Here is a 15,752-nt window from a genome sequence, read left to right as displayed (position 1 = left end):
GTCGCCGGATCTCGAAACCTTATTTATTTTATTCATTTGGTCTCGATCCTCAGGCGGCATGGAGGGCACGGGACGACCTCGGGCACCGCCGTGGACCAGCGCCCACCCGCGCTTCTGGAGTCGCAGGCGCCCGCCCGCCCGGCGCACACTGGCCGGGTCCCCCTCCCGCGACGACCCCTCGGACGGATCACCGTGCTCACCGGACTCAGCGCCTTCCCCCTCACCCCGCTCCGCGACGACGCCGTGGACGAGCCGGCGTTCGCCGCGCTCGTCGAGCGCCTCGCCGCGGCCGGCGTCGACTCGATCGGGGCGCTCGGCTCGACCGGCTCCGCCGCCTACCTCGATCGCGGGGAGCGGCGCCGGGTCGCCTCGCTCGCCGTCCGGCACGCGGGCTCGGTGCCGGTCGTCGTCGGGATCAGCGCGCTGCGCACCTCGCAGGTGCTGGCCCTCGCGGAGGACGCGCAGGAGGCGGGTGCCGCCGCAGTGCTCCTCGCCCCGGTGAGCTACCAGCCGCTGACCGACGACGACGTCCTCGGCCTCTACGAGGACGTCACCGCGCAGCTGTCCGTGCCGCTCGTCGTCTACGACAACCCCACCACCACGCGAGTCGCGCTGACCGACGAGCTGTACGGCGCGATCGCCGACCTGCCCTGGGTCGCCTCGATCAAGATCCCCGGGGTCCCCGCCGATCCGGCCGCCGCGGCCGAGCGGGTGGCCGCGATCCGAGCGCAGGTCCCCGCCGGCGTCACGATCGGCGTCTCCGGTGACGCGTCCGCCGCCCGAGGCCTGCTCGCCGGCTGCGACGCCTGGTACTCGGTGATCGGCGGCACGCTCCCCGGCCCCGCTCGCACGATCCTCCGAGCCGCGCAGTCCGGCGACCACGCCGCCGCCCAGGCCGAGTCCGCCCGGCTCCAGCCCCTCTGGGACGTCTTCGCCGAGCACGGCGGCAGCTACCGGGTGATCGCCGCGATCGCCGAGCAGCTCGGCCTGGCCGCCCCGGACTGCCTGCCCCGCCCGATCCGCGGCCTCGACGCGCGAGCGCGCGCCCGGGTCGCCGAGGTCGTCGCCGCCCTCGACCTCGGCACCCCCGCCGGCTGAGCTCACGGCGCGTCCGTCACCTCCGGCGCATCCAGCACCACCCGCCCGTCCAGCGCCAGCCGATCCAGGAACGCGTCGTCGTGGCTGACGACGAGGAGTCCGCCGCGCCAGGCCCGCAGCACCTCGACCAGGTGGTCGGCCGTCGCCAGGTCGAGGTCGTTGGTCGGCTCGTCGAGCACGAGCAGCTGCGGCACCGGGCGCGCGAGGACGACCCCGGCGAGCGCCACCCGGAAGCGCTCCCCGCCCGAGAGCGTCGACGCGGGTCGGTCGACGATCGCGCCGCGCAGCAGCAGCCGCGCGAGCGCGTCGCGCAGGGCCGGGATCGGCAGGTCCGGTGCGGCCCGGGCGACGTGCTCGAGCACGGTGCGGTCGTCGTCGAGCATGTCCTCGCGGTGCTGAGCGAGGTAGCCGACGCGCTCGGTGAGCGCCCGCGCGTCCGTGCCGGGCACGGGATGCGGGCGGGCCGGCTCCGCGCCGACGAGCCGCTCGAGCAGCAGCGTCTTCCCGGTGCCGTTCGCGCCGATCAGGGCGAGGCGCTCCGGGCCCTGGAGCACCGTGGTCCGGCCGCGGACGGTCAGCTCGGCGAGCCGCCGCGTCGCGGGCACTCCCGGGTCGGGCAGGTCGAGCCGCACCGCGTCGTCGTCGCGCCGGCGCCCGGCCGCCTCGTCGACCCGGTCCTTCGCGCGCGCCTCGGCCTCGGCGTGACCGGAGCGGAGCCGGCCCGCGGTCCCCTCCGCGCGGCCGCGGCGGTAGTCCGCGACGATCTTCGGCATCGACCGCCCCGACTTCTCGCCCGCCTTCGCGCGGCGGGCGATCGTGGTCTGCGCCTCGATCCTCTGGCGCTTCTCGGCGCGCAGCACCTGCTCGGCGCCCCGGACGTCGCGCTCGACGGCGGCGCGCTCGACGGCGAGCCGCTCCTCGAAGTCCGAGAACGTGCCCGCCGAGGTCCGCAGGTCGCCGTCGCGCAGCTCGGCGATCTCGTCGACGTGCTCGAGCAGCTCCCGGTTGTGGCTGACGACGACGAGGGTGCCGCGCCAGCCGTCGACCAGCGCGAGCAGCAGCTGCCGGGAGCGGCGGTCGAGGTCGTTCGTCGGCTCGTCGAGGACCGCGATCGGCCGGCCGCGCAGCGCCACTCCCGTCACGGCCGCGAGGACCGCCTGCCCGCCGGAGAGCATCGAGACGGGCCGGAGCAGGTCGGCGGCGTCGAGATCGAGGCCGGCCGTGCTCAGCGCGGCGACGGCCCGGGCCTCGACGTCCCAGTCGTCGGCGAGCGCCTCGAAGCGGTCGGCCCCGGCGTCGCCGGCCAGGATCGCGTGCAGGGCGTCGAGCCTGCCGCGGACGCCGAGCAGATCGGCGACGGTGTCGTCGGCGCCGCGCGGCAGGCGCTGCGGCAGCAGGTCGACCGCGCCGGTCGCGCTGACGGTTCCGGAGGTCGGCGCGAGGTCGCCGGCGACGAGCCGCACGAGCGTCGACTTGCCGGCGCCGTTGGCTCCCACGAGCGCGGTGCGGCCGCGGCCGAAGGCGGCGGTGACGCGGTCGAGGACGATCGAGCCGTCGGGCCAGGCGAACGAGCAGTCGGTGAGGACGAGGGACGGAGGGGGCGGTGAAGAGAAGGGCACGGTGCTCCCGGTGGTCGCGTCGGCGCACGACGACCACCGCTCTCCGCCGGGGCGGGAGCGCGCGTCCTCCCGGTTCAGCGGGCGGGAGCAGGGGTCGTCAGTGCGAGGGCAGCTGCTGCGTCGTGGACGCAGTACCGGTGCTGGTGCGCACGAGACCGTCTTTCCTGCGGGGAGCCCCCGTGTCCGCGAGCCGATCGGCCGGCCGGTGAGGTGGCCGCCCCGACGTCGCGGCTCGCGACGAGGTACGCGTCGACGCTACGCGCGGACCGGGGGCGGCCGCAAGGGTGGGGCGTGACGGCCGCCCTATCCGCCGACGACCAATCGGCCAACAGCCTGTTGGCCGATTGTCGCGTCGCGGATCTCCGCTACTGCACCAGCGCCAGCAGCGCGCGGATGTCCGCGGCGAGCAGGTCCGGCTCCTCGTGCGGGGCGAAGTGGCCGCCGCGGGGCATGGCCGTGTACCGGACGACGTCGTAGCTGCGCTCGGCCCAGCTGCGCGGCGGGTGCGTGAGATCGAAGGGGAAGACGGCGAGCGCGGTGGGCACGGCGACCCGGCCGACCCGCGCCGTCCGCCCGGTCGCGTACTCCCAGTAGGGCCGGAGCGACGTGGAGATCGAGTCGGTGAACCAGTAGAGCGAGGCGAGGGTGAGCAGGTACTCGTCGTCGAAGCGGGTCGAGAGATCGCCGCCGCAGTCGCTCCAGGCCCGGTGCTTCTCGAGGATCCAGGCGAGCAGGCCGACCGGCGAGTCGGACAGCGCGGGCGCGAGGGTGAGCGGCCGGGTCTGCTGCTGGTGCTCGTACGCGCCCTCGTCCGCGAACCAGGTGCGCTGCTCCTCGACGTGCTCGCGCTCCTCGGCGGTGAGGGAGTCCTCCTCGACGTGCCGCGGCGAGGCGACGGCGAGCAGGTGGATGCCCGCGACGGCCTCCGGGTGGCTCTCGGCCAGCCGCGAGGTGATGCCGGCACCCAGATCGCCGCCGTGCGCGGCGTAGCGCGCGAAGCCGAGCTCCTCGGTCATCAGCCGGTGCCAGAGCTCGTGCGTCTGCTCGTCCAGCCCGGGCCGCTGCGGCGAGAACGGGAAGCCCGGCAGGGCGGGCACGACGACGGTGGCCGCCTCCGCCGGGTCGCCGCCGAAGCGCGACGGCGTGGCGAGCCGCTCGGCGAGCGCCACCAGCTCGAGCGCGGTGCTGGGCCAGCCGTTCGTCAGGACGATCGGCAGGCGACCGGGTGTCTCGGCCTCGAAGCGGAGGTAGGCCACGGGCGTCCCGTCGAGGTCGGCCTGCGCCCAGGGCAGCGCGCGCATCCGCCGCTCCTGCGCCGGCCAGTCGAACCCCTCGGCCCAGCGCCGGGCCAGCCGCCGCAGCTCGGCCTGATCGGTCCCGGCCGCCCAGCCCTCGACCGGCCAGTCGGGCGACCAGCGGGTCCGGCGGACGCGCTCGCGGAGCTCGGCCCACTCCTCGGGGGTGACGGCGGGGACCGGAGAGGTGGGGCGGGGCGGGGTCATCGCTCGACCGTAGCGGCGGGGGCCGACATCAGAACAGGTCGGGATTCTCCTGCTCCCGCGCCGTCGACGAGTCGACCTCGGCGACCTCGTGGCGCAGCGACGCGGTGACGTCGCGGGCGCCGGAGACGGACTCGACCCGGAGCGTCACGCGCTCGACGGGGACGACGGTCCGGGTGATCGCGATCCGCTCCTCGTGCAGGATCACGACGATCGGCTCCTGCGGGGCCGCCGTGATCGCGTCGGGCAGCGGCGGCCCGTCGAGGATCGGCTCGCGGGTGACGCGCAGCTCCTCGCGGCGGACGTCCACGGTGATCGTCCGCTGCTCGGTCACGACGACCCGCCGGACGCGGACGCGCTCGGTGGCGTGCCTGCGCGTGCCGACGAGGAGGCGCTCCTCGTGCAGGACCACCTCGGCGGTCGGCGCCGGTCCCGGCTCGGTCGCGGTCGGCTCGGACGCGGTCGGCTCGGACGGTGTCGCGCTCATGGGGTCCCCTCGGTCTGACGCGGACGCGGCCGGCCCTGCTCGGAGCGAGCGGAGCCGGCCGCGGATGGTGCGGGTGGTGCGGTCGTGCGCCTAGCGGGGGCGGCGCGCGGTGGTCGCCGGGGCGGCCTGCTTCGCCTGGTCGGCGGCGCGCTTGGCCTGCTCGGTGACGGAGGGAGCGTTCTGCGCCTCCTGCTGGATCTTCGGCGCCTCCTCCTCGGCCTTCGTGAGGATCGCCTCCCAGCGCTGCTGCATCGGCTTGATCAGGCCGCCGCCCGCGCCGACGATGATGACGCCCGCGATGATCGCGAGGACGGCGATGAGGATCGGCGTGGTGACCGTGGTCGCGACCTCGATCTGGTTCAGAGCCGCGGTGACCCCGAGGAAGAGGATGAACACCGCGACGATGTTCCCGAGGACCTTGCCGTAGGAGAGGCCGCCCAGGGTGTTCTGGATCAGGCCCTTCGCGCCGGCGGCGATCGCGGCGGCGAGCACGACGATGATGATCGCGACGATGATCTTCGGCAGGAAGCCGATGATGCCCTGCAGCAGATCGCTGACCGGGTTGGGGCCGAAGACACCGAAGGCGAACTGCAGCACGAAGAGCACGAGCGTGTAGTAGATGATCTTCGACACGATGTCGGACGCGTCCAGCGTCGAGTTCGCGAGGGCCTTCTTGATGCCGCCGCGCTCGACGGCGCGGTCGAAGCCGACCTTGGTGAGCAGGCGCGAGAGGCCCTTCTCGATGAGCTTGGCGACGATCAGGCCGACGATGAGGATGAGCAGGAACAGCAGCGCGAGCGGGACGAACGCGATGACCGCGGCCAGTCCGTTCTGCAGAGCGGCGGGGAGATCCATGGGGGAGCCTTTCGGGCACGGTCCGGAGCAGGACAGGTGAGGGTGGTGCAGGGGGTCGTGCGGGGTGGTGCGGGTGCGGCGGCCGGCGAGCGGTGCTGCTCACCGGCCGCCGCGGGTCCCGCTAGGAGCGCGCGTCGCGGTCGACGACGGTCTCCTCGGCGCCGGAGCGGGTGCCGGTGCGGGTGTCCTCGGGCTCGACGAGCTCGATCTCCTCGTGCGAGACGTCGGCGTCGACGGTGCGCTGCTCGGTCACGGTCTCGGTGCCGAGCGACACGCGCTCGACGGGGACCGTCTCCTTCGCGGTGACGACGCGCTCCTCGGTGAGGACCACCTCGTGCTCCTCCTCGCTGAGGTCGGGACCGGCGAGGGCGTCGCCGGCGTTCGCCTCGGTGATCGGCTCGCGGGTGAGGGTGACCTCGTCGTGGCTCACCGGGACCGTCTTCGAGACCTGCTCGGTGACGATGTGCTTGCGCAGGCGGGCGCGGCCGGCCTCGACGCGCTCGGTGCCGACGCGCAGGCGCTCCTCGGAGCGGGTCATCGCGTCGTCGGTCGTCGGGCCCGACGTGTCGTGGCCCTCGGTGCCGCGGTCGCGGTCGATGCCGGCACTGCGGTCGACGTCGCGGTCGGCGTCGGCGCCGCGGTCGGCGTCCTGGTCGTAGAGGGGCGCCTCGGTCGGCGCGGCAGCGGTGCCGCCCAGGCCGTAGTACGAGTAGAGGGCCTGCTCCTCGTCGGCGGAGAGCTGGCCGTCGTCCTCGATGCGCGGCGCGTCCTTGACGAAGGACTTCTCGTAGCCGACGCGGAGGACGCCGCCCTCATAGCTCGCGTCCGCGAGGGGCGCGAACGACTCCGAGGAGCCGAACAGGCCGGTGCGGACGGTGACCCAGGTCGGGGTCTGCGTGCTGTCCTCGACGTAGACCTGGCCGACGGTGCCGATCTTGGCGTCGTCGCTGCCGTGCACGTCGGCGCCGATCAGGCTGTCGATGCTGCTGCTGTCGATCATGGTGCTCTCTCTTCTCTCCCGGGACGGTGCCGCGGGGATCGCTGGTGCGGGGGTCGCTGGTGCGGAGGCGAAGCGGAGCCGCGCCGCCTGCGCAGCGGGTTCTGCGGGGCGGCGGGTGCTCCTCGGGGAGGCGGACCGGCGCGGGATCCGCGAGGGGCACGGTCCGGCAGCGGCACACTTACAGCGTAAGCCTCGTCGGAGCTTACGGCGTAAGCGTTGTTACGGTGGAAGTGCTTGCCTTCGCGGGACCGCACCTGGTATCCGGGCGGGCGAGCACTGCAGGAAGGCGCGGTGCATGACCGACAGCGACACGGACTCCGGCGGCGACGGCGGCAGGACCGACGGCGGCAGGGCCCGCGGTGACAAGCCGAAGCGGAGCGGCTCCCCCGCCCGCAAGCTCAACCGCGACCTCATCGTCGAGACCGCTCTCGCGATGATCGACCGCACCGGCCCCGAGGCGCTCTCGATGCGGACCCTCGCGCAGGAGCTGGGCGTCGAGGCGATGTCGCTCTACCGCTACGTGCACGGCAAGGAGGACCTCCTCGAGGGCGTCATCGCGCTGCTGATGCAGGAGCTCACCGTGCGCCTGGACGAGGCCGAGAGCCGGCACTGGCAGGAGTTCCTGCAGACGGCCGCCCACGAGGTCCGGCGCATCGCGACCGACCACCCGAAGGCCTTCCCGCTGGTCGCGACCCGGCACCCCGCGGCTCCGTGGCTCCGCCCGCCGCTGCGCAGCATCGAGGCCGTCAACACCTTCCTCCGCTCGCTGACCGGCAGCGGGCTGACCGACGCGCAGGCCGTCGGCGCCTACCGCTCGTTCAGCAGCTTCCTGCTCGGCCAGCTGCTGCTGCAGGCCGTGGTCCAGGGCGCCGAGACCTCGCCGACCGACCTCCCCCTCGACGAGGGCGACGCGACCATCCCGCAGGGCGACGGGAACGTCTCCCTCGACGTCGCACCCGAGGTCCGGCGGCTGCGCGGCCTGCTCAGCGAGGACCACAGCGACGAGGAGTTCGAGATCTCGCTCGAGGTGCTCCTCGACCGGCTCGACCGGGAGCTCTCGCAGTAGCCCTCGCTGCTCCGCGGGGTGCGGCGACCCCCAAAGACCCGTTTGACGGTCCGCGGGACCGGGCGTGACGATGGCCGCATGTCCACTCTCGAGGAGCTGCGCGCCACCGCCCACCCGATCCGGCTCCGGCTGCTGTCCCTGGTGACCGGTGCCGCGGCGAGCGCCGCCGAGGCCGCGCGCGAGCTGGGCCTCTCGCAGGCGACCGCGAGCTACCACTTCCGCGTGCTCGAGCGGGCCGGGCTGGTGCGGGTGGTGGAGACGGTGCGGCTGCGCGGCGGCGAGGCGAAGCGCTACCGGCACGAGTCCTCCGGGCGGCCGTTCGACGTGACCTCGGCCGTCGACGCCGGGCCGGCGGAGGACCGGCAGCTGCACCTGGAGGCGCTGATCGAGGAGCTGCGGCGCCGATCCGCGGCCCGCGCCGACGGCCCGCAGCTCTCGACGGACGCCGAGCTCTGGGTCGATCCGGAGACCTGGCGGCGGGTGGTCCGGCACGTCGGCGAGGCGTCCGCGCTGCTGCACGCGGCGGCCCGACCGCCCCGGAGCCCGGGAACGGTGCCGGTGTCGATGACGACCGCACTGTTCCCGCTGCGGCGGCCGTGACTCCGCGCGGGACTCTCCGGCCCGGCCCCCTCGCGCACCGCCCGTTCCGGTGGCTCCTCGCCGCCCGGACGACCGCCGTGCTCGGCAACGCCGTCGCCCCGATCGCCCTCGCCTTCGCGGTCCTCGATCTCACCGGCTCGGCGACCGACCTCGGCCTGGTCGTCGCCGCGCGCTCGCTCGCCAACGTCGCCGTGCTGCTGCTCGGCGGCGTCCTCGCCGATCGCTGCCGCGCTCCGTGATCCTGGTCGGCAGCTCGCTCGCCGCCGCCGGCACCCAGGCGGTCGTCGCCGCCCTGGTGATCAGCGGGACCGCGAGCATCCCCGCCCTCGTCGTGCTCGGCGTGCTGAACGGCGCCGTCGCGGCGGTGAGCCTGCCTGCCGCGTCTGCCCTCGTCCCGGAGACGGTCCCCGTGGGCGAGCTGCGCACCGCGAACGCGCTGCTCCGCCTCGGCCTCACCGCCGGGACGATCGTGGGCGCGTCCGGCGGGGCGGCCGTGGTCGCGCTCGTCGGTCCGGGGTGGGGGCTCGTGATCGACGCGGCCGGGTTCGCACTCGCCGCTCTCCTCTACTCCAGGCTGCGCCTGCCCGCGGCGACCCGGTCCGGCGCCCCCGGCTCCGTGCTCGGCGACCTCCGCGAGGGCTGGCGGGAGTTCTCCGGCCGGCGCTGGGTCTGGATCGTCGTGGCCCAGTTCACGGTGCTGAACGCGGCCTTCGTCGGCGCGACCACGGTGCTCGGGCCGGTGATCGCCGACGGGTCCTTCGGCCGCGCGGCCTGGGGGCTGGTCGTCGCCGCGCAGACCGTCGGCCTCGCGATCGGCGCCGTCATCGCGCTGCGCTGGCGGCCGCGGCGGGCGCTGGCCATCGGCGTCGCCCTGATGGCGGTGACGGCCGTCCCGGTCGCGGCCCTCGGAGTCGTCCCCGCGCTCCCCGCCCTGATCGTCGCCTTCGCGCTCGGCGGCGTCGCGCTCGAGGTGTTCGCCATCGCCTGGGACCAGTCGCTGCAGACCCACGTGCCGCGCGAGGCGCTGGCCCGGGTCTACTCCTACGACATGGTCGGCTCGTTCCTCGCTGTTCCGCTCGGCGAGGCGCTCGTCGGGCCGCTCGCGGACCTCGTCGGCACGCGGGCCGTCCTGCTCGGCTGCGCGGCGGTCATCGTGCTCGCGTCGCTGCTCGCCTCCGCCAGCAGGAGCGTCCGGCGCGTCGACGGCGCATCGCCCGCCACAATGGCGGGCATGGACTCCGAGACCCGCACGCCCGACGCACCCGCCACCGCGACCGGCCGCTACGCGCACGGCCACCACGAGAGCGTGCTGCGCTCGCACCGCTGGCGCACCGTCGAGAACTCCGCGGGATACCTGCTGCCGCACCTCGCGCCCGGCGTCTCGGTCCTCGACGTGGGCTGCGGCCCGGGGACGATCACCGTCGACCTCGCCGAGCGGGTCGCCCCGGGCCGGGTGCTCGGCGTGGACGCCTCGGCCGAGGTGATCGCCCAGGCGGCGGCCGTCGACTCCCCCGCAGAGTTCGCGGTCGCGGACGCCTACGCGCTGCCGTACGCGGACGACTCCTTCGACGTCGTGCACGCGCACCAGGTCCTCCAGCACCTCACCCGGCCGGTCGACGCGCTGCGCGAGTGGGGCCGGGTCGGCCGGCTCGTCGCCGCCCGCGACGTCGACTACGCCGGCGTGCTGATCCACCCCTTCACCGAGGGCCTGCAGGCCTGGGCCGCGCTCTACCAGCGGGTGCACCGCGCCTCGGCCGGTGAGCCCGACGCGGGCCGGCGCCTCAAGGCCTGGGCGCGGGAGGCCGGCTTCGAGAGCGTCGAGGTCACCGCGTCGCTCTGGGTGTTCGAGAACGCCGAGGACCGCGCCTGGTGGGGCGGCATGTGGGCGGACCGGGCGGTCTCCTCCTCCTTCGCCACCGTCGCCCTCGAGCGCGGCCTCGCCACCCGGGCCGAGCTCGAGGCGATCAGCGACGCCTGGCGCGCCTGGGCCGCCGACGAGGACGGTTGGCTCTCGATGCCCCACGGCGAGCTGCTCGCGCGCTGAGCCCTGTGCGCCGGTCGTTGCGCTCGCGGCGGACAGCGCTGCGGAGCGGAGCGGTGATCCGGTTCAGTGGGGGCATGCGCAGAGTCCTGGTCCTGGGTGGCAGCGGATGGCTGGGGCGCCGTGTCGCGGAACGGGCGATCAAGGCGGGGGACGAGGTCACCTGCGTGGCCCGCGGCGAGGCGGGAGCGGTGCCCGACGGTGCGCGACATCTGCGCGTCGACCGGCGCGATCCGGACGCCTACGACGGACTGCGCGGCGAGTGGGACGAGGTCGTCGAGCTCGCGCACGCACCCGAGCTCGCCCGGCCGGCTCTCGACCGCCTCGCGCCGGCCGCCGCGCACTGGACGCTCGTCTCCTCCGTCTCCGTCTACGCCGACGTGAAGCAGCCCGACGCCGACGAGTCCGCCGCCCTGGTCGAGCCGGCCGACCCCGGGCAGTACGCGGACGCGAAGGTCCTGGCCGAGCGCGCCGCCGCCGATGCCCTCGGGGACCGGCTGCTGATCGCGCGTCCCGGGCTGATCGCCGGGCCCGGCGACCCGAGCGACCGGCTCGGCTACTGGCCGGCCCGCTTCGCCCGGGGCGGGACGGTCCTGGCGCCCGAGACGGACGGCCGGTTCGCGCAGGCGATCGACGTCGACGACCTCGCCGACTGGCTGCATGCGGCCGGCTCGGCGGGAGTGACCGGAGCCGTCGACGCCGTCGGCCCGGCCGTGCCCCTGGGCGACCTCCTCGCGACCGCCGCCGAGCTCGCCGCCTTCCGCGGAGACGTCGTGCGCGCCGACGACGAGACCCTGCTCGCGCACGGCGTCGGCTACTGGGCGGGCCCGCGGTCGCTCCCGCTGTGGCTGCCCGCCGAGGCCGTCGGCTTCAGCCGGCGCAGCACCGCCTCGTACTTCCGCGCCGGCGGCCGCCACCGTCCACCGGTGGAGACGCTGCGCCGCGTCCTCGACGACGAGCGCGCCCGCGGACTGGACCGCCCCCGCAAATCCGGCCTGGAGCCTCGGGACGAGCGGGCCGTCCTCGACGCACTGCGCTGACCGGCGCCCTCGGCGAGCCCGTCCGCTCGCCGCCGCCGCACAACATCAGCTGAGACGGGTGGGCCTCGCCCCACAGAGGAGGCCTCCCCTTCTCAGCTGATGTTGTGCGCGAGTCCGCCCCGCTCCGCCCCCTCGTTCGCCGACACCCGTCGGCGAAAAGCCGCGGATCGGCGCCGATCGGGCGCCGCGAGCACCTTCTGTTACGGCGAGCGTCGGCCGCCGTCGCGCCCGCCCGCTGCACCGCGCCATCATCATCAGCACACCGACGCGGACGCCTCCTCCGAGCCCCTCCGCGACCCTCTCCCTCACCGCACCGGGCGCTGTCCGGCGCGCCCGCGAACCCTCCCGGAAGGACCGACGCCATGATCCGCCTCGAGCAGCTCACCAAGGTCTACGGGCAGGGCGCCGACGCCGTGACCGTGCTCGACCGCCTCGACTTCTCGGTCGGCACCGGCGAGATCTTCGCCGTCGTCGGGCCGAGCGGCGCCGGCAAGAGCACCCTCGCCGCCTGCGTCAACCTGCTCGAGCGGCCCACCTCCGGCACCGTCGTCGTCAACGGTGACGCGCTCTCGCAGCTGTCGGAGCGGGAGCTGCGGGTCGCCCGCCGTCGCATCGGCACGGTCTTCCAGTCCGACGGCCTGTTCAGCCGCCGCACCGCGGAGCAGAACGTCGCGCTCCCGCTCGAGTACCTCGGCGTGACCGCGGCCGAGACGAAGCGCCGCGTCGCCGAGCTGCTCGAGCGCGTGGGCCTCGGCGACCGCGCCCGCTATTACCCGCACCAGCTCTCCGGCGGCCAGCGCCAGCGCGTCGGGATCGCCCGCGCGCTCGCGCTGCGCCCCTCCGTCCTGCTCTCCGACGAGGCGACCTCGGGCCTCGATCCCGCCTCGACCACCGCGATCACCACGCTCCTGAAGGAGCTGCGCGACGACCTCGGCCTGTCGATCCTCTTCATCACGCACGAGATGGAGACGGTCCGCCAGGTCGCCGACTCCGTCGCGCGCCTCGATCACGGCCGCATCGTGGAGTCGGGCCGCCTCGTCGACCTGCTGCGCGACGCGTCCTCGCCCCTCGGCCGCGCGCTGAACCCGGTGCGCCCGTCGGCGCTGCCGGGCGCCGGACTCGACGAGTGGGTCGTCGGCTACGCCCGCGACGGAGTTCCGGCCGACTGGGTGACGCGGCTGTCCGACGCCGTCGGGCCGGTCGCGCTGCTCGGCGCGGCGATCGAGACGGTCGACGGACGGGCCGTCGGGCACGCGACGATCGGCCTCGGAAGGGTCGAGGAGCACCGGCTCGCGCAGGCCGCCGACGCTCTCGGGCTGTCGGTGCGGCGGGGCGCGGTCCGGTCGGACGCGCTCGTCGAGGAGGCGGCGGCATGAGCGCGCTCGTCTCCTTGCCGGCCCTCGGCCCGCTGCACCTCGACAACAAGGTCCCGCTCGCCGACATCCCTGCGCTCGTGCTGCCCGCGCTCGGCGAGACGCTGATCATGGTCGGCATCGTGATGCTGATCGTCGTGCTCGTCGGCGTCCCGCTCGGCGCCGCGGTGCACAACCTCGCTCCGGGCGGCCTGTTCGAGAACCGCGCCGCGCACCAGAGCCTCAGCTGGATCATCAGCATCGGCCGGTCGCTGCCGTTCCTCATCCTGATGGCCTCGATCATGCCGTTCACCCGGCTGATCACCGGCACCAACATCGGCATCGCGGCCGCCGTGGTGCCGATGTCGATCGCCGGCATCGCCTTCTTCACCCGCATCGTCGAGAACGCGCTGCGCAGCGTGCCGCTCGCGCTGACCCGGGTCGCCCGCGCCTCCGGAGCGTCGCGGCTGCAGGTGATCCGCTCGGCGCAGCTCAGCGAGGCGGTGCCGCAGATCCTCGGCGGCCTCACCATCAACACCATCGCGATGATCGAGTACTCCGCCATCGCCGGCACGATCGGCGCGGGCGGCATCGGCTACGTCGCCGTCACATACGGCTACCAGCGCTTCGACACCACCGTGATGCTCGCGACCATCGTCCTCCTCGTCGCGACCGTCGCCGTCGTGCAGCTCACCGGCGACGCCCTGGTCCGCGCGACCACGCCGAGCGCCTCCCGGTCCCGGCGGGCACCGCGCACCGCCGTCGCCGTGTAGCCGCACTCACCCCCCTGATCCCGCCCGGGCCCTCCGCCCGGGCGTCCCTCCCGCGCGCCGCCGTCCGGCCGCGACCGCTCGAAAGGCACTGCCATGTCCACTGAGAACCACGGCCCTGAGAAGTCCAGCCCCGAGAAGTCCGGTCCCGAGAAGTCCGGCCCCGAGAACCTCGGCTTCGAGCTGAAGAAGAAGCGCCGCTGGCCCTGGATCGCCGGAGCCGCGGTGGTCGTCGTCGGTGTCGGCGCGGTCGTCGCCGTGCCGCTGCTCTCGCCCGCCGTCTCGGCGAACGAGCAGGAGGGCGCGACCCTCTACGTCGCGACGGCCGAGGGCAACGCCTCGGAGCAGGCGCTCGTGGACTTCGTGGCGGAGGAGGTGGCGCCGCGCTACGGCATCACGGTCGCCTTCAAGGGCCTCTCGGACAGCAACACGATCAACCGCGCCGTCAGCGAGGGCGAGGTCGCCGCGACGGTCTACCAGCACAAGCTCTGGCTCGGCCAGGTGCTCGAGGCCAACCCCGACTTCGAGGAGGAGGCGGCGACCCCCGTCTTCCGCTGGGGCTTCGGCCTCTGGAGCGACAAGTACGCCGACGTCTCCGAGATCCCCGACGGCGGCACGATCTCGCTCTACTCCGACCCGGCGAACGAGGCCCAGGGCCTCTGGCTGCTGCAGTCGGCCGGCCTGATCACGCTGAAGGAGGGCACGGAGCCCGGCACCGCGACCCAGGACGACATCGCCTCGAACCCGAAGAACCTGCAGTTCACCCTGCTCGACTTCGCCGCCCAGTCCCGCGCCCTGCCCGACCTCGACGCGGCCGTCGGCTACACCGAGTACTACCTCGCCGCCGACATCCCGATCGAGAAGCAGATCTTCGCGCCCCAGGCCCCTGATGACTTCGCCGGCCAGCTCACCATCGGCTCGAAGTACAAGGACACCGCCAACATCGAGAAGCTCGTCGCCGCCTTCCAGGACCCGGCCGTGCAGGAGTTCCTCGCCACCGACGAGACGGTGAAGGGCATCCTGCTGCCGATCGAGGGCTGACCGGGCGGGCGGCGGGGGTGCGGCCGCGTCCTCCGCACGACATCAGCTGAGAGCCGGTCTCATCGCTGAGGGGAGATGAGACCGTCGCCCAGCTGATGTTCTGCGCGAGCCCCGCGCCGCCGCCCCTGCCGCCTCCGCACCTCCGGCAGGCCCGCACACGCCCGATCCCGCCGCCGCGGGAACACGGAGGCCGCCGCCCGCGTTGGCTCTCTCATGACCGTTCCCCTCTCGATCCTCGACCTCGCCCCCATCGCACCCGGAGAGACCGCGCGCGACAGCTTCGCCGCCTCCGTCGCTCTGGCGCAGCAGGCCGAGCGGAGCGGGTACCGGCGGGTCTGGTACGCCGAGCACCACAACATGGCCTCGATCGCGTCGAGCGCCACCTCCGTGCTGATCGCGCACGTCGCCTCGCAGACCTCGACCATCCGCCTCGGCTCCGGCGGCGTCATGCTGCCCAACCACTCCCCGCTGACCATCGCGGAGCAGTTCGGCACCCTCGAGACGCTGCACCCGGGCCGCATCGACCTCGGCCTCGGCCGCGCCCCCGGCAGCGACCAGGCCACCTTCCGCGCCCTGCGCCGCGAGCACGACTCGTCCGAGCGCTTCCCGCAGGACGTCCTCGAGCTGCAGGGCTTCCTCGCCGGCGAGTCCCGCGTCCCGGGCGTCAGCGCGACCCCCGGCGCCGGCACCCGCGTCCCCCTCTACATCCTCGGCTCGTCGCTCTTCGGCGCCCAGCTGGCCGCCGCCCTCGGCCTGCCCTACGCCTTCGCCTCGCACTTCGCCCCCGACGCGCTGCACCAGGCCGTCGCGGAGTACCGCCGCGGCTTCCGTCCCTCGGAGCAGCTCGACGCCCCCTACGTGATCGCCGGAGTGAACGCCATCGCCGCCGACAGCGAGGAGGACGCGCAGGAGCAGTTCGCGCAGATGAAGCGCGCCCGCCTGATGATGCTGCTGCGCCAGAGCGGCCAGATCCCCGTCGACCAGCAGTTCTCCGAGGAGGAGCTCGACCACCTGCTGACCGCCCCCGTCGGCGCGCACGTCGCGAGCATGACCCACTACACCGGCGTCGGCACCGGCGAGCAGGTGGCCGACTACGTGGCCGAGTTCGCGCGCTCGGCCGAGGCCGACGAGGTCATCGTCGCCCACGCCTCGCTCGCGACACCCGCCCGCCTGCGCTCGGTCGCCCTGCTGGCGGAGGCGCACTCGCTCGTCGCCGCGTAGCCCGCGAACCGACACCGCGCGCCGCCACCCCACCGGTCGGCGCCGCTGAGGAATGGCGGCGCC

The 15,752-nt window shown here is 74.5% G+C and carries 15 protein-coding genes and 1 pseudogene; 11 read left to right on the top strand and 5 right to left on the bottom strand.

The annotated features are described in order from the left end of the window. Window positions 1-192 precede the first annotated feature (192 nt). The gene (locus GTU73_RS01250; protein ID WP_160086271.1) at window positions 193-1,098 is read left to right on the top strand and encodes a dihydrodipicolinate synthase family protein; all 906 of its coding nucleotides are present in this window, start codon (window positions 193-195) and stop codon (window positions 1,096-1,098) included. A gap of 2 nt (window positions 1,099-1,100) precedes the next feature. On the opposite strand, the gene GTU73_RS01245 is transcribed toward GTU73_RS01250, so the two are convergent. The 5 genes from GTU73_RS01245 to GTU73_RS01225 all read right to left on the bottom strand — a co-directional run bounded on the left by GTU73_RS01245 (window position 1,101) and on the right by GTU73_RS01225 (window position 6,558). Further along, the gene (locus GTU73_RS01245; protein WP_160086269.1) at window positions 1,101-2,717 is read right to left on the bottom strand and encodes an ATP-binding cassette domain-containing protein; all 1,617 of its coding nucleotides are present in this window, start codon (window positions 2,715-2,717) and stop codon (window positions 1,101-1,103) included. A 365-nt stretch (window positions 2,718-3,082) separates the two neighbouring features. Then, on the bottom strand, window positions 3,083-4,219 hold the full coding sequence (locus GTU73_RS01240) for an epoxide hydrolase family protein (protein WP_160086267.1): 1,137 nt from the start codon (window positions 4,217-4,219) through the stop codon (window positions 3,083-3,085). Between the two features lie 28 nt (window positions 4,220-4,247). Continuing rightward, window positions 4,248-4,703 (bottom strand): YsnF/AvaK domain-containing protein, encoded by a 456-nt coding sequence (locus GTU73_RS01235; RefSeq protein ID WP_160086265.1) that lies wholly within the window; start codon window positions 4,701-4,703, stop codon window positions 4,248-4,250. Window positions 4,704-4,793: 90 nt separating this feature from the next. Further along, window positions 4,794-5,558: a hypothetical protein gene (locus GTU73_RS01230; protein WP_123706183.1), complete on the bottom strand. Its 765-nt coding sequence runs from the start codon at window positions 5,556-5,558 to the stop codon at window positions 4,794-4,796. A gap of 121 nt (window positions 5,559-5,679) precedes the next feature. Further along, window positions 5,680-6,558 carry a PRC and DUF2382 domain-containing protein gene (locus GTU73_RS01225; RefSeq protein ID WP_160086263.1) on the bottom strand — a complete coding sequence of 293 codons (879 nt, stop codon included), beginning with the start codon at window positions 6,556-6,558 and terminating at the stop codon, window positions 5,680-5,682. 295 nt (window positions 6,559-6,853) lie between these two features. Here GTU73_RS01225 and GTU73_RS01220 point away from each other — a divergent pair, with 295 nt between their 5' ends. The 10 genes and pseudogenes from GTU73_RS01220 (at window position 6,854) to GTU73_RS01180 (ending at window position 15,689) form a co-directional block, all read left to right on the top strand. Beyond that, the gene (locus tag GTU73_RS01220) at window positions 6,854-7,624 is read left to right on the top strand and encodes a TetR/AcrR family transcriptional regulator C-terminal domain-containing protein (RefSeq protein WP_160086261.1); all 771 of its coding nucleotides are present in this window, start codon (window positions 6,854-6,856) and stop codon (window positions 7,622-7,624) included. A gap of 78 nt (window positions 7,625-7,702) precedes the next feature. After that, window positions 7,703-8,224 carry a helix-turn-helix domain-containing protein gene (locus tag GTU73_RS01215; protein WP_160086259.1) on the top strand — a complete coding sequence of 174 codons (522 nt, stop codon included), beginning with the start codon at window positions 7,703-7,705 and terminating at the stop codon, window positions 8,222-8,224. Continuing rightward, a complete protein-coding gene (locus GTU73_RS19160; protein ID WP_244231724.1) occupies window positions 8,221-8,463 on the top strand; it encodes an MFS transporter in 243 nt (80 codons plus the stop codon). Before GTU73_RS01215 ends, GTU73_RS19160 begins: the two co-directional genes overlap by 4 nt. Further along, window positions 8,460-9,371 (top strand): annotated as a pseudogene (locus GTU73_RS01210) (MFS transporter); the annotation flags it as partial. The gene GTU73_RS19160 and the pseudogene GTU73_RS01210, both read left to right, overlap by 4 nt. A gap of 84 nt (window positions 9,372-9,455) precedes the next feature. After that, entirely contained in the window at window positions 9,456-10,268 is an 813-nt protein-coding gene (locus GTU73_RS01205) for a methyltransferase domain-containing protein (protein WP_160091159.1), read from the top strand. A gap of 74 nt (window positions 10,269-10,342) precedes the next feature. After that, a complete protein-coding gene (locus GTU73_RS01200; RefSeq protein ID WP_160086257.1) occupies window positions 10,343-11,305 on the top strand; it encodes an NAD-dependent epimerase/dehydratase family protein in 963 nt (320 codons plus the stop codon). 362 nt (window positions 11,306-11,667) lie between these two features. Further along, window positions 11,668-12,681, top strand: coding sequence for an ATP-binding cassette domain-containing protein (locus tag GTU73_RS01195; protein WP_160086255.1), 1,014 nt, complete (start codon window positions 11,668-11,670; stop codon window positions 12,679-12,681). After that, a complete protein-coding gene (locus GTU73_RS01190; protein ID WP_160086253.1) occupies window positions 12,678-13,430 on the top strand; it encodes a methionine ABC transporter permease in 753 nt (250 codons plus the stop codon). Before GTU73_RS01195 ends, GTU73_RS01190 begins: the two co-directional genes overlap by 4 nt. 93 nt (window positions 13,431-13,523) lie before the next feature. After that, entirely contained in the window at window positions 13,524-14,468 is a 945-nt protein-coding gene (locus tag GTU73_RS01185) for a MetQ/NlpA family ABC transporter substrate-binding protein (protein WP_160086251.1), read from the top strand. Between the two features lie 213 nt (window positions 14,469-14,681). Further along, a complete protein-coding gene (locus GTU73_RS01180) occupies window positions 14,682-15,689 on the top strand; it encodes an LLM class flavin-dependent oxidoreductase (RefSeq protein ID WP_160086249.1) in 1,008 nt (335 codons plus the stop codon). Window positions 15,690-15,752 lie beyond the last annotated feature (63 nt).

This window comes from Rathayibacter sp. VKM Ac-2804 (assembly GCF_009866655.1).
In the GTDB taxonomy this organism is placed as follows: Bacteria; Actinomycetota; Actinomycetes; order Actinomycetales; family Microbacteriaceae; genus Rathayibacter.
The sequence above is the reverse complement of the archived record's forward strand: the minus strand, read 5'-3'. Positions and strand labels throughout refer to the sequence as shown.